Here is a 17,833-nt window from a genome sequence, read left to right on the forward strand (position 1 = left end):
CCTCACTCGTGAACCCCACCGCACCCGATGCGCCCGAGGCCGATGGCCGTTCCTCCGCCGAGACCCCCCACACCGCCGAGTCGGCGACGGTGCCGCGGCAACCGGTCGCGAGCCCCGCCGAGACGCGACAGCCGTCAGCCGCTCCTGCCGTTTCCGCCGCCCGCGCCGCTGTCGCCGCCCCCGCCGGCGACCGGTCCGGCCACCCCGACCATCTCGACCACCCCGACCCGCAGAAGGCGGCCGACGCGGCGGCGGTCGAGAACCTCCTGCGCTGCTGGGTACGGGAGAACGGCATCGCCCGCCCCGACGGCGACGTGCTGCGCGTCCCGCTCCACGTGAGCGGCACCGCACTGCTCGTACCCGTCCGGTACTGGTCCGCGACGGGCTGGCACCGCTTCGGCATGCCGTTCCTGGAGAGCGCCCCGAGCGACGCCCCGGCCGTCGAGGCCGTCGCCCTCGCGGCCCTCCTCGGCCGCGAGTCCGGCCGCTTCCAGGGCGCCGACCTCGTCGGCAGGGTCGCCGATTCCGTACGCCACACCGCGGAGTTCATCACCGACCGGCGCCGCCGACCCGGGCCCACCGTCGGCGCCGACCTGTTCCTGACCGCCGAGCAGTCACTCGTACTCGGCCATCCCCTGCACCCCACCCCCAAGAGCCGCGAAGGTCTCTCCGAGGCCGAAGCCCGGCTCTACTCACCGGAGTTGCGCGGCTCCTTCCCGCTCCACTGGATGGCCGTCGACCGCTCCGTCCTCGCCACCGACTCCGCCTGGACCGAACAGGGCCGTGTGGTCCCGGCCGGACAGCTCACCGCCCGCCTCCTCGGCGACCTCCCCCTCCCCGACCACACCGTCCCGCTGCCCCTCCACCCCTGGCAGGCAAGGGACCTGAGGCATCGTCAGGAAGTCGCCGGCCTCTTCGACGCGGGACTCCTCCACGACCTCGGGCCGCAGGGCGACTCCTGGCACCCCACCTCCTCGATCCGCACCGTGCACCGGCCGGGCACCCCGGCCATGCTCAAGCTCTCCCTCGGCCTGCGCATCACCAACTCCCGCCGGGAGAACCTCCGCAAAGAACTCCACCGCGGCGTCGAGGTCCACCGCCTGCTCCGCAGCGGACTCGCCAAGGAGTGGCAGGCCGCCCACCCCGGCTTCGACATCGTCCGCGACCCCGCCTGGCTCGCCGTGGACACCCCGGACGGACACCCCGTCACCGGACTCGACGTCATGCTGCGCCACAACCCGTTCCGCCCCGGCGACGACGCCGTCTGCATCGCCGCACTGACGGCGCCCCGGCCGTACCCGGGCATGTCCGGTACGCACTCCCGGCTCGCCGCGACCGTCGCCGCGCTCGCCGCCCGTACCGGCCGCTCCACCGCCGCCGTGTCCGCCGAGTGGTTCCTGCGCTACCTCGACCACGTCGTACGCCCCGTGCTCTGGCTGGACGGCACCGCGGGCATCGCCCTGGAGGCCCACCAGCAGAACACCCTGGTGCTCCTCGACGCCGACGGCTGGCCGTCCGGCGGGCGCTACCGCGACAACCAGGGCTACTACTTCCGTGAGTCCCACCGCTCCTCCCTGGAGCGCCGCCTCCCCGGCATCGGGGCGGTCAGCGACACCTTCGTCTCCGACGCGGTCACCGACGAACGCTTCGCCTACTACCTCGGCATCAACAACGTCCTCGGCCTGATCGGCGCCTTCGGGGCACAGGGGCTCGCCGACGAGCGGGTGCTCCTCGCCGCCCTGCGCCAGTTCCTCGCCGGGGCCACGGCGCTCGGCTCGCCGCTGCCCTCGCTCCTCCTGGAAGCCCCCACCCTGCGCTGCAAGGCCAACCTGCTCACCCGGCTGCACGGCCTCGACGAACTGGTCGGGCCCGTCGACACCCAGTCCGTCTACGTCACGATCACCAACCCCCTTCGCCGTTGAAGGAACACCTCCCTGTCCGAACTGCCGAGAGGAGAGCGCCACTGTGCCTCCCACCGATGCGAGCGCCGAGGACACCCTTGATCTGCGGCTGACCGACGAACTGACCGCGCTGTTCGCGGACGGCGATCCGCCCGGCCGTGCCCCCGACAGCCGGCTCCTCGATTCCCCCGCCCAGTGGGGTCCCGTCACCACCTCCGTCGGTGTCTTCCAACTCGTACCCGTACGCGTCGAGCGCGACCTTGCCCTGATCAGCCGGTGGATGAACGATCCTGCCGTCGCGGCCTTCTGGGAGCTGGCGGGACCCGAATCCGTCACCGCCGACCACCTGCGGCCGCAGCTCGACGGTGACGGACGCACCGCTCCGTGCCTCGGCGTGCTCGGCGGGATCCCCATGAGCTACTGGGAGATCTACCGGGCCGATCTCGACCCGCTCGCGCGCCACTACCCGGCCCGCCCGCACGACACCGGAATCCACCTCCTCCTAGGAGGCGTCACCGACCGGGGCCGGGGTGTCGGCACCGCCCTGCTCAGGGCCGTCGCCGACCTGGTGCTCGACCACCGCCCCCGCTGCGGACGTGTCGTCGCCGAACCCGACCTCCGTAACACCCCCTCCGTCTCCGCGTTCCTCAGCGCCGGGTTCCGCTTCGGCGCCGAGATCGATCTCCCCGACAAAAGAGCCGCCCTGATGGTCCGCGAACGCGCCCTTCGCGACCTGCTCTGACCGGACCGCTGCCTTGAATACACCGCTCGATCCCTTCCGGTTCCCCTCCCGAGGAGTCCCCGTGCCTCAGTCCTCCGTCACCCACGGCTCCACCCACGACGCGGCTCACGACACGGGCCACCACGCGGGCCACGACGCGGCCCCGGCCGCCGCCGAAGGCTCCGCCGGCCTGTTCTCGCCGCCCGAGCTGAACCCGCGGGCCTGGGACCGCGCGGCCGCCCGCCTTCTCGCCAAGATGCTCGGGGAGTTCGCGTACGAGGAGATCATCGAACCGCGGCCCGATGAGGACGACGGCCTCTACACCCTCACGCTCGACGCCGGCGAGACCCTCACCTTCCGCGCCGCCCGCGGCTCGTACGGCAGCTGGCGCGTCGAGGCCGACAGCGTCATGTACGAGGGCCGGCCCTTCACGGACCCGCTGCGCTTCCTGCTCCTGGCCCGCGGACTCCTCGCGCTCGACGGCGCGACCCTCGGCCACCTCGTCCGCGAACTCACCACCACCCTCGCCGCCGACGTCAGGCTCGACCACACCGCCCTGAGCGCCGCCGGCCTCGCCGACCTCGGCTACGCGGAGCTCGAAGGGCACCAGACCGGCCACCCGTGGATCGTCCTCAACAAGGGCAGAATCGGCTTCTCCGCCCCCGACGCCGCCCGCTGGGCCCCCGAGGCCCGCACGGCCGCCGCGCTCCCGTGGATCGCCGTCAGCACCTCGCTGGCCACCTATCGCGGCGTCCCCGCCCTGCACACCCCCGACCGGCTCTACACCCTCGAACTCGACGCCGCCGTCCGCGAACGCTACGACCGCGTCCTGTGCGACCGGGGCCTCGACCCCGCCACGTACCTCTACCTCCCCGTCCACCCCTGGCAGTGGGACGAGGTACTCCTCCCGCTCTACACCCCCGAGATAGCCCGGGGAGCCGTCGTGCCGCTGCCCTCAGACGGTGACCTCCGGCTGCCGCAGCAGTCCGTCAGAACCTTCCTCAACGTCGACCGGCCCGACCGGCACACGGTCAAACTGCCGTTGTCCGTCCTCAACACCCTCGTCTGGCGCGGACTGCCCACCGAACGCACCCTCGCCGCCCCCGCCGTCACCGCCTGGGTGCACGCCCTGCGCGACGCCGACCCCTTCCTGCGTGACGAGTGCGGGGTGATCCTCCTCGGCGAGGTGGCGTCCGTGGCCGTCGAGCATCCGCTGTACGACCACCTCCCCGAGGTCCCGTACCAGTACAGGGAACTGCTCGGCGCGATCTGGCGCGAACCCCTTCAGACCCGGCTGGCCCCCGGCGAGCGCGCCCGTACGCTGGCCTCCCTGCTCCAGACCGACCCGCGCGGACGGGCCCTCACCGCCGAACTCGTCGCCCGTTCCGGACTGGCCCCCGCCGTCTGGCTCGAACGGCTCTTCGCCGCCCTGCTGCCGCCCCTGCTGCACTTCCTCTACCGCTACGGGACGGTCTTCTCCCCGCACGGCGAGAACGCGATCGTCGTCTTCGACGACCAGGACGTGCCGGTCCGGCTCGCGATCAAGGACTTCGTCGACGACGTGAACGTCAGCGCCCGGCCGCTGCCCGAGCACGACACGATGCCCCGCGAGGTGAAGGACGTCCTTCTTACGGAAGAGCCCGGCTTCCTGGTGCAGTTCATCCATTCAGGGCTCTTCGTCGGTGTGTTCCGCTATCTGGCGCCCCTCTGCGAGGAACAACTGGACGTGTCCGAGGACGAGTTCTGGTCCCTCGTACGGGCGGAGATCGTCCGGCACCAGGAGCGCTTCCCGGAACTCCAGGAGCGCTTCGAGACGTTCGACCTGCTCACCCCGCGTATCGCGCGCCTCTGCCTCAACCGGAACCGGCTCCACCTCGACGGCTACCGCGACCGGGCCCAGCGCCCGCACGCCGCCGTGCACGGCACGGTTCCCAACCCGCTCGCCTCCCGGGAGAGCCGCGGGTGAACGCCGTTGTCAGTGGTGCACCGTAGGGTGGTCGGGCTATGACGAAGCCAACACTCCCCGAGCTCCTCCATGCCGCCGTGACCTCGGTCGGCGGCGTGGAACGGCCAGGCCAGGTCACCATGGCCGAGGCCGTCGCCGAAGCCATCGACGCCCCGTCCCACCTCCTCGTGCAGGCCGGCACCGGCACCGGAAAGTCCCTCGGCTATCTGGTGCCCGCGCTGGCGCACGGAGAGCGCGTCGTGGTGGCCACGGCGACGCTGGCGCTGCAACGCCAGCTCGTGGAGCGTGATCTTCCGCGCACGGTCGACGCGCTGCACCCGCTGCTGCGGCGGCGGCCCGAGTTCGCCATGCTCAAGGGCCGTTCCAACTACCTGTGTCTGCATCGCCTCCGCGAGGGGATGCCGCAGGAGGAGGACGACGGGCTCTTCGACCAGTTCGAGGCCGCCGCACCCACCAGCAAGCTGGGCCAGGACCTGCTCCGGATGCGGGACTGGGCGGACGAGACGGAGACCGGGGACCGCGACGACCTCACCCCCGGGGTCTCCGACCGGGCCTGGTCGCAGATCTCCGTCTCGTCCCGGGAGTGCCTGGGAGCGACGAAGTGCGCGTACGGCGCCGAGTGTTTCGCCGAGCTGGCCCGTGAGCGCGCCAAGCTCGCCGAGGTCGTGGTGACCAACCACGCCCTGCTCGCGATCGACGCGATCGAGGGCGCGCCGGTCCTTCCCCAGCACGAGGTGCTGATCGTCGACGAGGCCCATGAGCTGGTCTCCCGGGTCACCGGGGTCGCCACCGGCGAGCTGACCCCCGGCCAGGTCAACCGCGCGGTGCGCCGGGCCGCCCGGCTCGTCAACGAGAAGGTGGCCGACGAGCTCCAGACGGCGGCGGAGACCTTCGAGCGGCTGATGGAGCTGGCCCTGCCCGGCCGCCTCGAAGAGATCCCCGAGGATCTCGGTTACGCGCTGATGTCCCTGCGTGACGCCTCGCGTACGGTGATCTCGGCGCTGGGCTCGACCCGCGACAAGTCCGTGCAGGACGAGGACGTCGTACGGAAGCAGGCCCTCGCCGCCGTCGAGGGTGTGCACGGCGTGGCGGAGCGGATCGCCAACGGGTCGGAGTGGGACGTCGTCTGGTACGAACGCCACGACCGGTTCGGCGCGTCCCTGAGGGTCGCGCCGCTCTCCGTGTCGGGGCTGCTGCGGGAGAAGCTCTTCGCGGACCGCTCGGTCGTCCTGACCTCCGCCACCCTCAAGCTGGGCGGGGACTTCAACGGGGTGGGCGCCTCGCTGGGGCTGGCGCCGGAGGGCACGGCGGGCGACGACGTCCCGCAGTGGAAGGGCCTCGACGTGGGCTCGCCGTTCGACTACCCCAAGCAGGGGATCCTGTACGTCGCCCGCCACCTGGCCACGCCGGGCCGGGAGGGCTCGCGCGGCGACATGATGGACGAGCTGGCGGAGCTGGTGGAGGCGGCCGGCGGTCGCACGCTCGGGCTGTTCTCCTCGATGCGGGCCGCGCAGGCGGCGGCGGAGGAGCTGCGCGTACGGCTGGACGTGCCGATCCTGCTCCAGGGCGAGGAGACGCTCGGCGAGCTGATCAAGGCGTACGCGGCCGATCCCCGGACCTGTCTGTTCGGCACGCTCTCGCTGTGGCAGGGGGTCGACGTGCCGGGGCCCAGCTCGCAGCTGGTGGTGATGGACCGTATCCCGTTCCCGCGTCCGGACGACCCGCTGATGAGCGCGCGCCAGAAGGCGGTGGAGGAGGCGGGCGGCAACGGCTTCATGGCGGTGGCCGCGACGCACGCGGCACTGCTGATGGCCCAGGGCGCGGGCCGGCTGGTCCGGGCGACCGGGGACCGGGGTGTGGTCGCGGTCCTGGACCCGAGGCTGGCCAACGCGCGGTACGGCAGTTTCCTGCGGGCGTCCCTGCCCGCGTTCTGGTACACGACGGACGGCGGCCAGGTCCGGCGCTCCCTGGCCGCGATCGACGCGAAGGCGAAGGCGGACGGCCAGTGACCGGTCCGGGAACGTGAACGGGGGCCCCGGGACCTCAGGTCCCGGGGCCCCCGTCGGAGCCGGTGGTGGCTTCCTCACACCCGGCGCAGCACCGCGACCACCTTGCCGAGGATCGTCGCCTCGTCGCCGGGGATCGGCTGGTACGCCGCGTTGTGCGGGAGCAGCCACACGTGGCCGTCCTCCCGCCGGAAGCGCTTGACAGTGGCTTCGCCGTCGAGCATCGCGGCCACGATGTCGCCGTTCTCGGCGACCGGCTGGCGGCGCACCGTCACCCAGTCACCGTCACAGATCGCGGCTTCGATCATCGAGTCACCGACAACCTTCAACACGAACAGCTCGCCGTCCCCCACCAATTGACGGGGGAGCGGGAAGACGTCCTCGACGGACTCCTCCGCGAGGATCGGTCCGCCGGCCGCGATCCGGCCGACCAGCGGGACGTACGACGCGGCGGGCTTGCCGGTCGTGTCGGTCTGCTGGGTGCTCGGCTGGTCGGAGCCCCTGACCTCGTACGCCCGCGGGCGGTGCGGATCCCTGCGGAGGAACCCTTTCCGCTCCAGTGCCATCAGCTGATGGGCCACCGACGACGTGCTGGAGAGACCGACGGCCTGGCCGATCTCCCGCATCGACGGGGGGTACCCGCGCCGTTGGACGGAGTCCCTGATGACCTCGATGACCCGCCGCTGCCGGTCCGTGAGACCGGAGCTGTCCGCCCTGATTCCTGGAGGCCTGCCGGGCAGTGACCGGTTGGGCTTGGGCCCCTCCGGGTTCGTGACTGCGTCATTCATTGCATGCACCGGCTCGAGTCGGCTCTGGGAGCGGTCCTGGGCAGTGATGGTGGCACTGTCTGCGGTGGTGGTCACGTCGGCCCCTCTCGAAATGTTCTCCCTAGCTGGACAACGGTAGTTGCTTTCGAAAGGTTGCGCCAAACACACGTTCGAGTGAAAAACTGAAGAGTGCCTTACGTGTGCGACTTACCAGGTGTATAGCCGGTCCTGACCGGGCCGGTTCGCAGGCGGTCCCCGCGCCGTATCCTCCCACCGCCCGGGCCGGAATCCGGGCCGCCGCGCCCTTCCCGTACCCTCGTGGCCGGTCCTCGCCACCCGCCCCCGCCGGGGCGCGCCCCGGCGGGTGACCCCCGGGGCGACACGCGGAACACGCGGGGGCCTAAGATGCGGAAAACCCCAGATCTAGTGGTTGGATTGTTTCAGCCACCCAGAGGTTGTGGTCCCGGTGCTCGTGGCCGGTATCCATCGCCTATGCTGGGAGTTGCTTCGAGGGGCCCGTTCCGGGCCTCTACGGTGCTGTTCAGTCACGCTGCGAAGGAGGGATGGGAACCATGCACTGTCCCTTCTGCCGGCACCCCGACAGCCGGGTCGTCGACAGCCGCACCACCGACGACGGGACGTCGATCCGCCGCCGCCGTCAGTGCCCCGACTGCTCGCGCCGCTTCACGACGGTCGAGACCGCCTCGCTGATGGTGATCAAGCGCAGCGGCGTGACCGAGCCTTTCAGCCGTACCAAGGTCATCTCCGGCGTCCGCAAGGCGTGCCAGGGACGACCCGTCACCGAGGACGCCCTCGCCAAGCTCGGCCAGCGGGTCGAGGAGGCGGTGCGCGCCACCGGCAGCGCCGAGCTGACCACCCACGACGTGGGGCTGGCCATACTCGGCCCGTTGCAGGAACTCGACCTCGTCGCGTACCTGCGCTTCGCATCCGTGTACCGGGCGTTCAATTCGCTCGAAGACTTCGAGGCCGCCGTCGCGGAGCTGCGTGAGCGGCCTCTCTCGCAGGAAAGCGGGACCGGCGACACCTTCGAGGGCCCCGTCCCCGCCACTGTCACCGACTGACCGACCGCGTACTGACCGACCGAGTCCCGGCCCGCAGGGCCTGCCCTCGACCGTCGTGCCGGCCGCTTCGTGACGACACAGGCCTGCCCCGGGCGCGACCGACCGCGCCCGAGGCATCACATACACATGTGCCACGGGAAGAACATGGCACTTCAGTGCGTTTTGTACGTAGGAGGCGGCATGACAGAGACGACGAGCGGACCCGCGCGAGGCACCCGCACCAAGGGAACGAAGGCCGGCAAGGGACTCCGTATCGACCGCATCCACACCTCCCCCGGCGTGCATCCGTACGACGAGGTCAGCTGGGAGCGCCGTGACGTCGTGATGACGAACTGGCGCGACGGCTCGGTCAACTTCGAGCAGCGTGGCGTGGAGTTCCCCGACTTCTGGACGCTGAACGCGGTCAACATCGTCACCAGCAAGTACTTCCGCGGCGCCCTCGGCACTCCGCAGCGCGAGACCGGTCTCAGGCAGCTGATCGACCGGATCGTGAAGACGTACCGGAAGGCGGGCGAGGACTACCACTACTTCGCCTCGCCGGCCGACGCCGAGGTCTTTGAACACGAGCTGGCGTACGCCCTCCTCCACCAGGTCTTCAGCTTCAACTCACCGGTGTGGTTCAACGTCGGCACGCCCCAGCCGCAGCAGGTCTCGGCGTGCTTCATCCTCTCCGTGGACGACTCGATGGACTCGATCCTCGACTGGTACAAGGAAGAGGGGATGATCTTCAAGGGCGGCTCGGGCGCCGGCCTGAACCTCTCCCGGATCCGCTCCTCCAAGGAACTGCTCTCCTCCGGCGGCAACGCCTCGGGTCCTGTCTCCTTCATGCGCGGCGCCGACGCCTCCGCCGGCACGATCAAGTCCGGCGGCGCCACGCGCCGGGCGGCCAAGATGGTCATCCTCGACGTCGACCACCCCGACATCGAGGACTTCATCGAGACCAAGGTCAAGGAGGAGGAGAAGATCCGCGCCCTGCGCGACGCGGGCTTCGACATGGACCTGGGCGGCGACGACATCACGTCCGTCCAGTACCAGAACGCCAACAACTCCGTCCGGGTCAACGACGACTTCATGAAGGCCGTCGAGGCCGGCGGCAAGTTCGGGCTGCGCGCCCGGATGACCGGCGAGGTCATCGAAGAGGTCGAGGCCAAGTCCCTCTTCCGCAAGATGGCCGAGGCCGCGTGGGCGTGTGCCGACCCGGGCATCCAGTACGACGACACGATCAACCGCTGGCATACCTGCCCGGAGTCCGGCCGGATCAACGGCTCGAACCCGTGCAGTGAGTACATGCACCTGGACAACACCTCGTGCAACCTGGCCTCGCTGAACCTGATGAAGTTCCTCAAGGACGACGGCAAGGGCCACCAGTCCTTCGAGTCCGAGCGCTTCGCCAAGGTTGTCGAGCTGGTCATCACCGCGATGGACATCTCCATCTGCTTCGCGGACTTCCCGACGCAGAAGATCGGCGAGAACACCCGCGCCTTCCGCCAGCTCGGCATCGGGTACGCCAACCTCGGCGCCCTGCTGATGGCGACGGGCCACGCGTACGACTCCGACGGCGGCCGCTCGCTGGCCGGCGCCATCACCTCGCTGATGACCGGCACGTCGTACCGCCGCTCCGCCGAACTGGCCGCGGTGGTCGGCCCGTACGACGGCTTCGCCCGTAACGCCGAGCCGCACAAGCGCGTCATGAGGCAGCACTCGGACGCCAACGGCACGGCCGTGCGCTTCGACGACCTGGACACCCCGATCTGGGCCGCCGCCACGGAGGCCTGGCAGGACGTGCTCCGCCTCGGCGAGAAGAACGGCTTCCGCAACGCGCAGGCCTCGGTCATCGCGCCCACCGGCACCATCGGTCTCGCGATGTCCTGCGACACCACGGGCCTGGAGCCCGACCTGGCGCTGGTCAAGTTCAAGAAGCTCGTCGGCGGCGGCTCGATGCAGATCGTGAACGGCACGGTGCCGCAGGCGCTGCGCCGGCTCGGCTACCAGACGGAGCAGATCGAGGCGGTTGTCGCCCACATCGCCGAGAACGGCGTGGTGGTCGGGGCGCCCGGTCTCAAGACCGAGCACTACGAGGTCTTCGACTGCGCGATGGGTGAGCGTTCCATCTCCGCCATGGGCCACGTGCGGATGATGGCGGCGATCCAGCCGTGGATCTCCGGCGCGCTGTCCAAGACGGTCAACCTCCCCGAGACCGCGACCGTCGAGGACGTCGAGGAGGTCTACTTCGAGGCGTGGAAGATGGGCGTCAAGGCGCTCGCGATCTACCGCGACAACTGCAAGGTCGGCCAGCCCCTCTCCGCGAAGAAGAGGGACGAGAAGGTCGCGGAGAAGACCGAGGACACCATCCGCACGGCGGTGGAGAAGGTCATCGAGTACCGCCCGGTCCGCAAGCGCCTGCCCAAGGGCCGCCCGGGCCTCACCACCTCCTTCACGGTGGGTGGCGCCGAGGGGTACATGACCGCCAACTCCTACCCGGACGACGGTCTCGGCGAGGTCTTCCTCAAGATGTCCAAGCAGGGCTCGACCCTCGCGGGCATGATGGACGCCTTCTCGATCGCCGTCTCGGTGGGCCTGCAGTACGGCGTCCCGCTGGAGACGTACGTGTCCAAGTTCACCAACATGCGCTTTGAGCCGGCCGGGATGACGGACGACCCGGACGTGCGGATGGCGCAGTCGATCGTGGACTACATCTTCCGCCGCCTCGCCCTCGACTTCCTGCCGTTCGAGACGCGCTCGGCGCTGGGGATCCACTCGGCGGACGAGCGCCAGCGCCACCTGGACACCGGTTCGTACGTGCCGTCCATGGACGACGACCTGGACACCGAGACCCTGGCCCAGTCGGCCCCGCGCCCGACGACCCAGGCCACCACCCCGAAGCCCCCGACGGCCCCCGCCAAGGCGAACCCGGCCGTGGTCCCGGCCCCCAAGGAGGCCCACACCTCGGCCGAACTGGTCGAGATGCAACTGGGCATCAGCGCCGACGCCCCGCTCTGCTTCTCCTGCGGCACCAAGATGCAGCGAGCGGGCTCCTGCTACATCTGCGAGGGTTGCGGCTCGACGAGCGGTTGCAGCTGATTCCCGGTCGCGGCTGACACCGGGCGGCCGGGTCGTGCGACGAGGCCGGGTCCGTAACTGAATCGACGTGGGGGGCGGTGAAGCCCGAGACCGGCTTCACCGCCCTCCGCGTGGGGCTTCTGGCCGTCCGGCGGGGTCAGCGGGTGCCCATGATGGTGGCGAAGTGTTCTGGGTCTGCGTCGAAGCCCTTCAGGGCGGGGTGGAATTCCCAGGCGCCTGAGGGGGTGCGGAGGAATTCCGCGACCGTGGCTGCCGTGGAGTCCTGGACGTCGGTGAAGGTGTGTTCCAGGAGTTCCGTGTAGCCCTCGGCGAAGCGGATCTCGGGGGCGGCTATGTCGGCGAAGGTGCGGCGTCTGTTGTGTTGTTGGATGGCTACGCCCACCACGACCCGGCCGAAGGACGCGTTCAGGCGGTCCAGTTCCAGGGTCATCTCCTCGTCGGTGCCGAAGCCCTGGCCGGTGCGGCTGTCGCGGTTCAGGGTGATCGTGCCGTCGGGGGAGCGGCTGCCGAAGTGGACCAGGTAGACCGGCTTGCCCGTCGGGTCGGCCGCTGTGTACGTCGCCGCGACGATGTCCAGGTCGTGGTCCGGCTCGCCGAGGCGGCTCGGGTTCCATTTGAGGGTCACCTCGACCTTCGACACCCCTTTGTTGAAACCGCTCACCTGTTGTCCCCCTTGTCCGAACCGGGCCGCGGATCCCCGGGCCTTGTACGCAAGGCTAGACCCGCGCACCGACAACGCACGGGCACATATGGCCAGTTGACGCCACGTTGGCCGGTACTCGCCAGCCGGCCCAAGGCCGGTCAGTGTGGGATACGGAGCGGCGGCCGCTGGGCGACCTCCTCGCGGAACAGCTCGATCGCGCTGCTCACCTGCCGCATCAGATGGGTGTCCTCGATCCGGTCGAGGTAGAGGCAGCGCCGGGCCAGGCCCTCCAGTTCGAAGGCGAAGCAGAGCGACATCAGTGGATTGACGAACAGTTCGCTGTTCCGGGTGCGCGACGTGAACCGTACGTCCCCGAAGTCGCCCCGGACCGCCGCCGCTATCGACCCGTTGACGATGCTCGGACGGACCGGGGTGTTCGCCTGCGCGTGGGCCACCGCGTCGAGGAAGAGCGCGCCCTCCTTGGACGTACGGGGGATCGAGAACGCGCCCAGGTAGGCGCCGTCGCGCTCCAGCGCGGCGATGTTCTCCAGCACCAGCCCGTGGCTCACCCCGTGGTAGGCGTCGATGCCGAAGCCGACCGACATCACCAGCCGCTCCGGGCCCTCGATCCCGGCCAGCGCGGCGACACTCGCCAGATCCTCCTCCGGGGTGCCGAGCCCCGACTCGTCCCCGCGCATCAGGATGTCCGTACCGCCGTCGACCAGGACGACCGCGTCGATGTCGTACGCCTCGACCACCGCGCGGTACGCGGCCCGCAGCGGCTGGACCCCGACGCGTGCGAACGCGTGCACGGTGCTCGGGTAGCCGTGGAGGTCCAGCCACTGGGCGAGCGTGCGCTCCGGGAAGTACGTCTGGTGGAGGGACGTCTCCGGGGTGACGACGGCGACGTCCGGGGCGAGCCAGGCGGCGAGGGGAAGCCCTTCGATCGCGCTGAACGTCAGGTTCGCGAGATGGACCTCCTTGCCCTGGTGCAGGAGGGACAGCGCGAGGGGCAGGCCCGCGTAGATGTCGAATCCGCCGCCCGCGCCCGCGACGAGGACACGTTCGGCGGGCTCCAGCCGTGCGAAGAGTCCAGGGATGTGCAGTGCCGTCATGACGATCATTGTGCGGGGGCCGGGGTGGGGGCGGGGAAGCCTAGACGGAGTCGCGCGGGAGTGACCGGCGACACGCCGGGCCCCGTACGATGGCGCGGTGCTGGTCAAGTGGACCCGCTGCACCGTGATCGACCGTAGAGGGTACGAACGCGGACAGCGGAAATGGGCGGGGTTGCTCGGTGAGCCGGGGTTCCGGGGGCAGGGCGGGGGATGGAGCAGGGTGCGGCCCGGGGTGGCCCATGTCTTCTCGTTCTGGGAGAGCAGGCCGTTCTACGACTCCTTCATGGCACGCTCGCACGACCGGCTGGCCGCCGCGCAGTCGGGCACGTACAGGGACAATCAGGTCAAACTGTTCGATCATCGGTTCGATGTGAAGACCGGCTTCGAGCCGCGGTTCACAGACGCCGACGTGGTGCGGGTCGCGCACTGCAAGGTCCATGAGGACCGGGTCGAGCACTACGCGCTGATGCAGGAGAAGGTGTGGAACCCCGCCATGGCCGGATCGCCCGGCATGCTGCGCGGGCTGTTCGGCGAGGCGCCGGGCAACGAGTTCATCGTCCTGTCGATGTGGCACTCGGCCGCCGAGCACGGGAAATACCGGGCGGAACGGGTCGAGCGGCTGACGCTGCGCGCGCAGACGGCGGCCGACGTGGCGGCACTCGCGGGGGACATCGTCGCGCTCGAACCGTCCTGGACGGTGTAGGGCGCGGTACGGAAATCATCCTGGGCGGAGCCTAAGGACCTCCCCGCGTGTCGGGCGGATCCGGACCGATCTAGGGTCGTGGCATGGCACGACCGCGGCGCATCGTTCTGGTCCGGCACGGCGAGTCGGAGGGCAATGCCGACGACACCGTGTACGAACGCGAGCCCGATCATGCCCTGAAGCTCACCGAGAGGGGCCGGCGGCAGGCCGAGGAGACCGGCGCCGAGCTGCGCGAGCTGTTCGGACACGAGCAGGTCAGCGTCTATGTGTCGCCGTACCGCAGGGCCCACGAGACCCTGCGCGCGTTCTCCCTCGACCCGGACCTGGTGCGCGTACGGGAAGAGCCCAGGCTGCGCGAGCAGGACTGGGGGAACTGGCAGGACCGGGACGACGTACGCCTCCAGAAGGCGTACCGCGACGCGTACGGGCACTTCTTCTACCGCTTCGCGCAGGGGGAGTCGGGCGCCGACGTGTACGACCGGGTCGGCGCGTTCCTGGAGAGCCTCTACCGCAGCTTCGAGGCGCCGGACTCGCCGTCGAACGTCCTGCTGGTGACCCATGGGCTGACCATGCGGTTGTTCTGCATGCGGTGGTTCCACTGGTCGGTCGCGGAATTCGAGTCCCTCTCCAACCCCGACAACGCGGAGACCAGGACCCTTCTCCTCGGAGAGGACGGGCGGTACGTCCTGGACCGGCCGTTCGCGCACTGGCGTACCCCGGAGCCGTACGGAATGACCAAGTAACCGGCGGTATTCACCCGGTAGAGTGCCCCGCGATGACCTTGGATTCCTCTCTTTCCCCCGATGACGCGACCCACAACGGGCGCTTCGCACGTGCCCTCGACAGCCTGCGTGGACTCTCCGTAGGAGATGCCCTCGGCTCCCAGTTCTTCGTCCCCTCGAACTATCCGCTGCTGGCGCGCCGCGAGCCGCCGCCCGGCTCCTGGCAGTGGACCGACGACACCGAGATGGCCGTGTCCGTGCTGGTGGTGCTCGCCACGCACGGCCGGGTCGACCAGGACGTCCTCGCGCACTCGTTCGCGGACCACCACGACTTCGACCGCGGGTACGGCCCCGCCGTGAACCGCATGCTCAGGCTGGTCCGGGAGGGCGGCGACTGGCGCGAGCTGGCCGCCGGGCTCTTCGAGGGACAGGGCTCCTGGGGCAACGGCGCGGCGATGCGGGTCGCGCCGCTCGGCGCGTGGTTCGCCGACGACCCCGAACGGGCCGCGCACGAGGCTGAGCTGTCCGCGTACCCCACCCATCACCACCGCGAGGCCGTCATGGGGGCCGTTGCGGTGGCGGTGGCCGCGGCGCTCGCGGCGGATCCCGCCGGGCCGCCCTCGCCGGAGGCGCTGCTCGACGGCGTGATCGCGCTCCTGCCGCGCAGCGCCGTCGGCGCGGGGCTGCGGCGGGCGCGGGACATGCTGGACTACGACGACGCGAGCACCGTGGCGGCGGTCCTCGGCTGCGGCCGGCGCACCAGCGCGCACGACACCGTGCCGTTCGCCCTGTGGTCGGCGGCCCGGGGGCTCGGCGACTTCGAGCGGGCTTTCTGGACCACCGCTCAGGTGGGCGGCGACGTCGACACGACCTGCGCGATCGCCGGCGGAGTGGTCTCCTCCGGGCGTGCCGGGGCGCCGCCGCGGGAGTGGCTGGAGCGGACGGAAGAGCTGCCCGCGTGGGGGGACACGGCCGGGCGTCCCCCCGCCTGATCTGTCACGGTCCTGCCACAGGTCCCTTGCGCCGGCGGCCGGAGGTCACGGCTCCGTTAATCTTTCGGCCACGCCACGCTGTTGATCTTCAACGGCTGAGCGCCGACGAGATGCCGGGTTCCGCGCGCCGTTCGCGCCGCACTGGGAGAACCCGGCCGGGAGGGGGTCCCGTGCCAGAAGAACCGTCCGTACCCGCACCGGCGGGTGAGCCGGATGCCGTTGAGGCCGACGCACCGGAACCGCGGGATGCCGTAAGAGAGGACGCCGAGTCGGCCGAGGTCGCGTCCACCAAGGACACGTCCTCCAAGGACACGTCCTCCAAGGACGCGATGTCGAAGGCCAAAGCGGGGAGCGGTACGCCGCGCGGTGCCGTCGCCCTCGGCACCGCCCCGGCGGGCTCCGTACGGCGCCCGCCCGCCGCCTCGTCCGGCGCCCGGCCACGGCGCCCCGCGCCCGCCCCCGCGCCGGACTGGCAGCAGTGGCAGCCCCAGCGGCCGGAACCGCCCGCCTGGGTCACCGCCGTCAAGCCCGTCACCCCCGCCCGCATCCAGGTGGCGGCCCTCTGGTCCGTCCTGGCGACCGCGCTCCTCAGCACCCTCCTCCTGGGCGACGGGCTCGGGCTCAACCTGCTGATCGTGACGGTCCCCGCCGCGCTCGGCGCGTATTTCACCGCCCAGGCGGCCGGCCGCCTGCCCCGGCCCTGGACGCTCGTCTGGGCCCTCGGCGGGGTGGCGCTGCTTGTCGTCCCCGCCCTGCGCGACGGCGGGCTGCCGACCTTCCTGTCGGTCGCCGCGGCGCTGGCGCTCGGGGCGCTCGCCCTCCAGGGCTGCCGTACCTGGCCCGGTGTGATCTTCGGTCCGCTGGGCCTCTTCGGTGCCCTCGGCTCCGGTGTGGTCTGGGGATGGCGCGGCCTGCGGGAGCGCGTCGGCGGATCACGGAGCCGCGTGATGCCGGTGGTCCGTACCGTCGTGGTCGCCGTGGTCCTGCTGGTCGTCTTCGGCGCGCTCTTCGCGAGCGCCGACGAGGCGTTCGCCGGGCTGCTCGGCGACCTGACCCCCGACGTCACCGTCGTCGACGGCCCCTGGCACGTCCTGCTCTTCGCGCTCGGCCTCGCCGGGGCGCTCGCCGCCGCCCACACGGCCGCCGCGCCACTGCGCTGGGACCGCATCACCGTACGGCCGGGGCGGGCCCGCGCCCGGCTGGAGTGGGCGCTGCCGCTGATCGTCCTGAACCTGCTCTTCGCGGTCTTCATCGCCGTCCAGCTGGCCGTGCTCGCCGGCGGGTACGACGACGTCCTCCGTAAGACGGGGCTGACCTACTCCGCATACGCGCGGCAGGGTTTCTGGCAGCTGCTCGGCGCCACCCTCCTGGTCCTGGTCGTCATCGGCCTCGCCCGGCGCTGGGCCCCGCGCGACGGCGCGGGCGACCGCACCCTGGTGCGCTGTGTGCTCGGCGCGCTCTGTGTGCTCACCCTGGTCGTGGTCGCCTCCGCGCTGCGCCGGATGGATCTGTACGTCGACGCCTACGGGTTGACCCGGCTGCGGCTCTCCGTCGCGGCGGTGGAGCTGTGGCTGGGACTGGTGATCGTCCTGATGCTGGCCGCCGGGGCCGTCGGTGGCCGCTGGCTGCCGCGCGCGGTCGCCGCGAGCGGGGCGGCTGCCGTCCTGCTCTTCGGGCTGTTCGCACCGGACGCGCTGGTCGCGGAGCGGAACGTCCAGCGGTACGAGAGCTCGGGCAAGATCGACATCCGCTATCTCCAGGAGCTGTCCGCCGACGCGGTGCCCGCGCTGGACCGGCTTCCCGACGAGCTGCGCTCGTGTGCGCTGGGGGGCATCGAGCGGAATCTGGCCGAGGACGGGGCCGAGCCCTGGTACGCGACCAGTTGGTCGGAGAGCAGGGCCCGCGACCTCCTGGCGGAGCGGAGGATCGAACCGGAGCGCTACTCCTGCGCGACGCGGTTCCCCTCGGACCCGTACGGCGACTACGACGAGTACGGCGAGTACGGGGAGTACGAGGACGGCCGGGACGCACCGTAGAGGCGCCCAAGGCGCACAGGGCGGCGTACCACGCGTACGAAAGCGGTACGGGACGCTCCCGCGTGGAGCGTCCCGTACCGCCTCCGTACCCGCCCCTC

General features: G+C 71.0%; 13 protein-coding genes. 10 read left to right on the forward strand and 3 right to left on the reverse strand.

Going from position 1 to position 17,833, the window contains the following annotated elements; all coding sequences use genetic code 11:
• Window positions 1-8: 8 nt before the first annotated feature.
• From ACIO1C_RS29135 to ACIO1C_RS29150, 4 genes are all read left to right on the forward strand, one after another.
• On the forward strand, window positions 9-1,922 hold the full coding sequence (locus ACIO1C_RS29135; RefSeq protein ID WP_401868808.1) for an IucA/IucC family protein: 1,914 nt from the start codon (window positions 9-11) through the stop codon (window positions 1,920-1,922).
• Window positions 1,923-1,965: 43 nt separating this feature from the next.
• Entirely contained in the window at window positions 1,966-2,643 is a 678-nt protein-coding gene (locus ACIO1C_RS29140; protein ID WP_401868811.1) for a GNAT family N-acetyltransferase, read from the forward strand.
• Between the two features lie 169 nt (window positions 2,644-2,812).
• The gene (locus ACIO1C_RS29145; protein ID WP_401869202.1) at window positions 2,813-4,588 is read left to right on the forward strand and encodes an IucA/IucC family protein; all 1,776 of its coding nucleotides are present in this window, start codon (window positions 2,813-2,815) and stop codon (window positions 4,586-4,588) included.
• A gap of 38 nt (window positions 4,589-4,626) precedes the next feature.
• Window positions 4,627-6,597 (forward strand): ATP-dependent DNA helicase, encoded by a 1,971-nt coding sequence (locus ACIO1C_RS29150; protein WP_401868814.1) that lies wholly within the window; start codon window positions 4,627-4,629, stop codon window positions 6,595-6,597.
• Window positions 6,598-6,671: 74 nt separating this feature from the next.
• Here ACIO1C_RS29150 and lexA read toward each other — a convergent pair whose 3' ends face one another.
• Window positions 6,672-7,457, reverse strand: coding sequence for a transcriptional repressor LexA (gene lexA / locus ACIO1C_RS29155; protein WP_161309411.1), 786 nt, complete (start codon window positions 7,455-7,457; stop codon window positions 6,672-6,674).
• Window positions 7,458-7,933: 476 nt separating this feature from the next.
• On the opposite strand from lexA, the gene nrdR reads away from it, so the two are divergent.
• Window positions 7,934-8,443 (forward strand): transcriptional regulator NrdR, encoded by a 510-nt coding sequence (nrdR, locus tag ACIO1C_RS29160; protein ID WP_401868818.1) that lies wholly within the window; start codon window positions 7,934-7,936, stop codon window positions 8,441-8,443.
• A 180-nt stretch (window positions 8,444-8,623) separates the two neighbouring features.
• The gene (locus tag ACIO1C_RS29165; protein WP_401868821.1) at window positions 8,624-11,524 is read left to right on the forward strand and encodes a vitamin B12-dependent ribonucleotide reductase; all 2,901 of its coding nucleotides are present in this window, start codon (window positions 8,624-8,626) and stop codon (window positions 11,522-11,524) included.
• 136 nt (window positions 11,525-11,660) lie between these two features.
• Here the strand turns inward: ACIO1C_RS29165 and ACIO1C_RS29170 are convergent, their stop codons facing one another.
• Together ACIO1C_RS29170 and ACIO1C_RS29175 are read right to left on the reverse strand one after the other, a co-directional pair.
• On the reverse strand, window positions 11,661-12,185 hold the full coding sequence (locus ACIO1C_RS29170) for a TerD family protein (RefSeq protein ID WP_401868824.1): 525 nt from the start codon (window positions 12,183-12,185) through the stop codon (window positions 11,661-11,663).
• A gap of 140 nt (window positions 12,186-12,325) precedes the next feature.
• Entirely contained in the window at window positions 12,326-13,282 is a 957-nt protein-coding gene (locus ACIO1C_RS29175) for a DUF1152 domain-containing protein (RefSeq protein ID WP_401868826.1), read from the reverse strand.
• A gap of 97 nt (window positions 13,283-13,379) precedes the next feature.
• Between ACIO1C_RS29175 and ACIO1C_RS29180 the strand changes: the two genes are divergently transcribed.
• The 4 genes from ACIO1C_RS29180 to ACIO1C_RS29195 all read left to right on the forward strand — a co-directional run bounded on the left by ACIO1C_RS29180 (window position 13,380) and on the right by ACIO1C_RS29195 (window position 17,735).
• Entirely contained in the window at window positions 13,380-13,985 is a 606-nt protein-coding gene (locus tag ACIO1C_RS29180) for a YdbC family protein (RefSeq protein ID WP_401868829.1), read from the forward strand.
• 83 nt (window positions 13,986-14,068) lie between these two features.
• Window positions 14,069-14,728, forward strand: coding sequence for a histidine phosphatase family protein (locus ACIO1C_RS29185; protein ID WP_401868831.1), 660 nt, complete (start codon window positions 14,069-14,071; stop codon window positions 14,726-14,728).
• 32 nt (window positions 14,729-14,760) lie between these two features.
• Window positions 14,761-15,699 (forward strand): ADP-ribosylglycohydrolase family protein, encoded by a 939-nt coding sequence (locus ACIO1C_RS29190; RefSeq protein ID WP_401868833.1) that lies wholly within the window; start codon window positions 14,761-14,763, stop codon window positions 15,697-15,699.
• Between the two features lie 110 nt (window positions 15,700-15,809).
• Window positions 15,810-17,735, forward strand: a complete 1,926-nt coding sequence (locus tag ACIO1C_RS29195; protein ID WP_401868835.1) for a DUF4153 domain-containing protein — start codon at window positions 15,810-15,812, stop codon at window positions 17,733-17,735.
• Window positions 17,736-17,833 lie beyond the last annotated feature (98 nt).

Origin of the sequence: Streptomyces sp. NPDC087420 (assembly GCF_044744165.1) — a bacterium.
GTDB lineage: Bacteria > Actinomycetota > Actinomycetes > Streptomycetales > Streptomycetaceae > Streptomyces.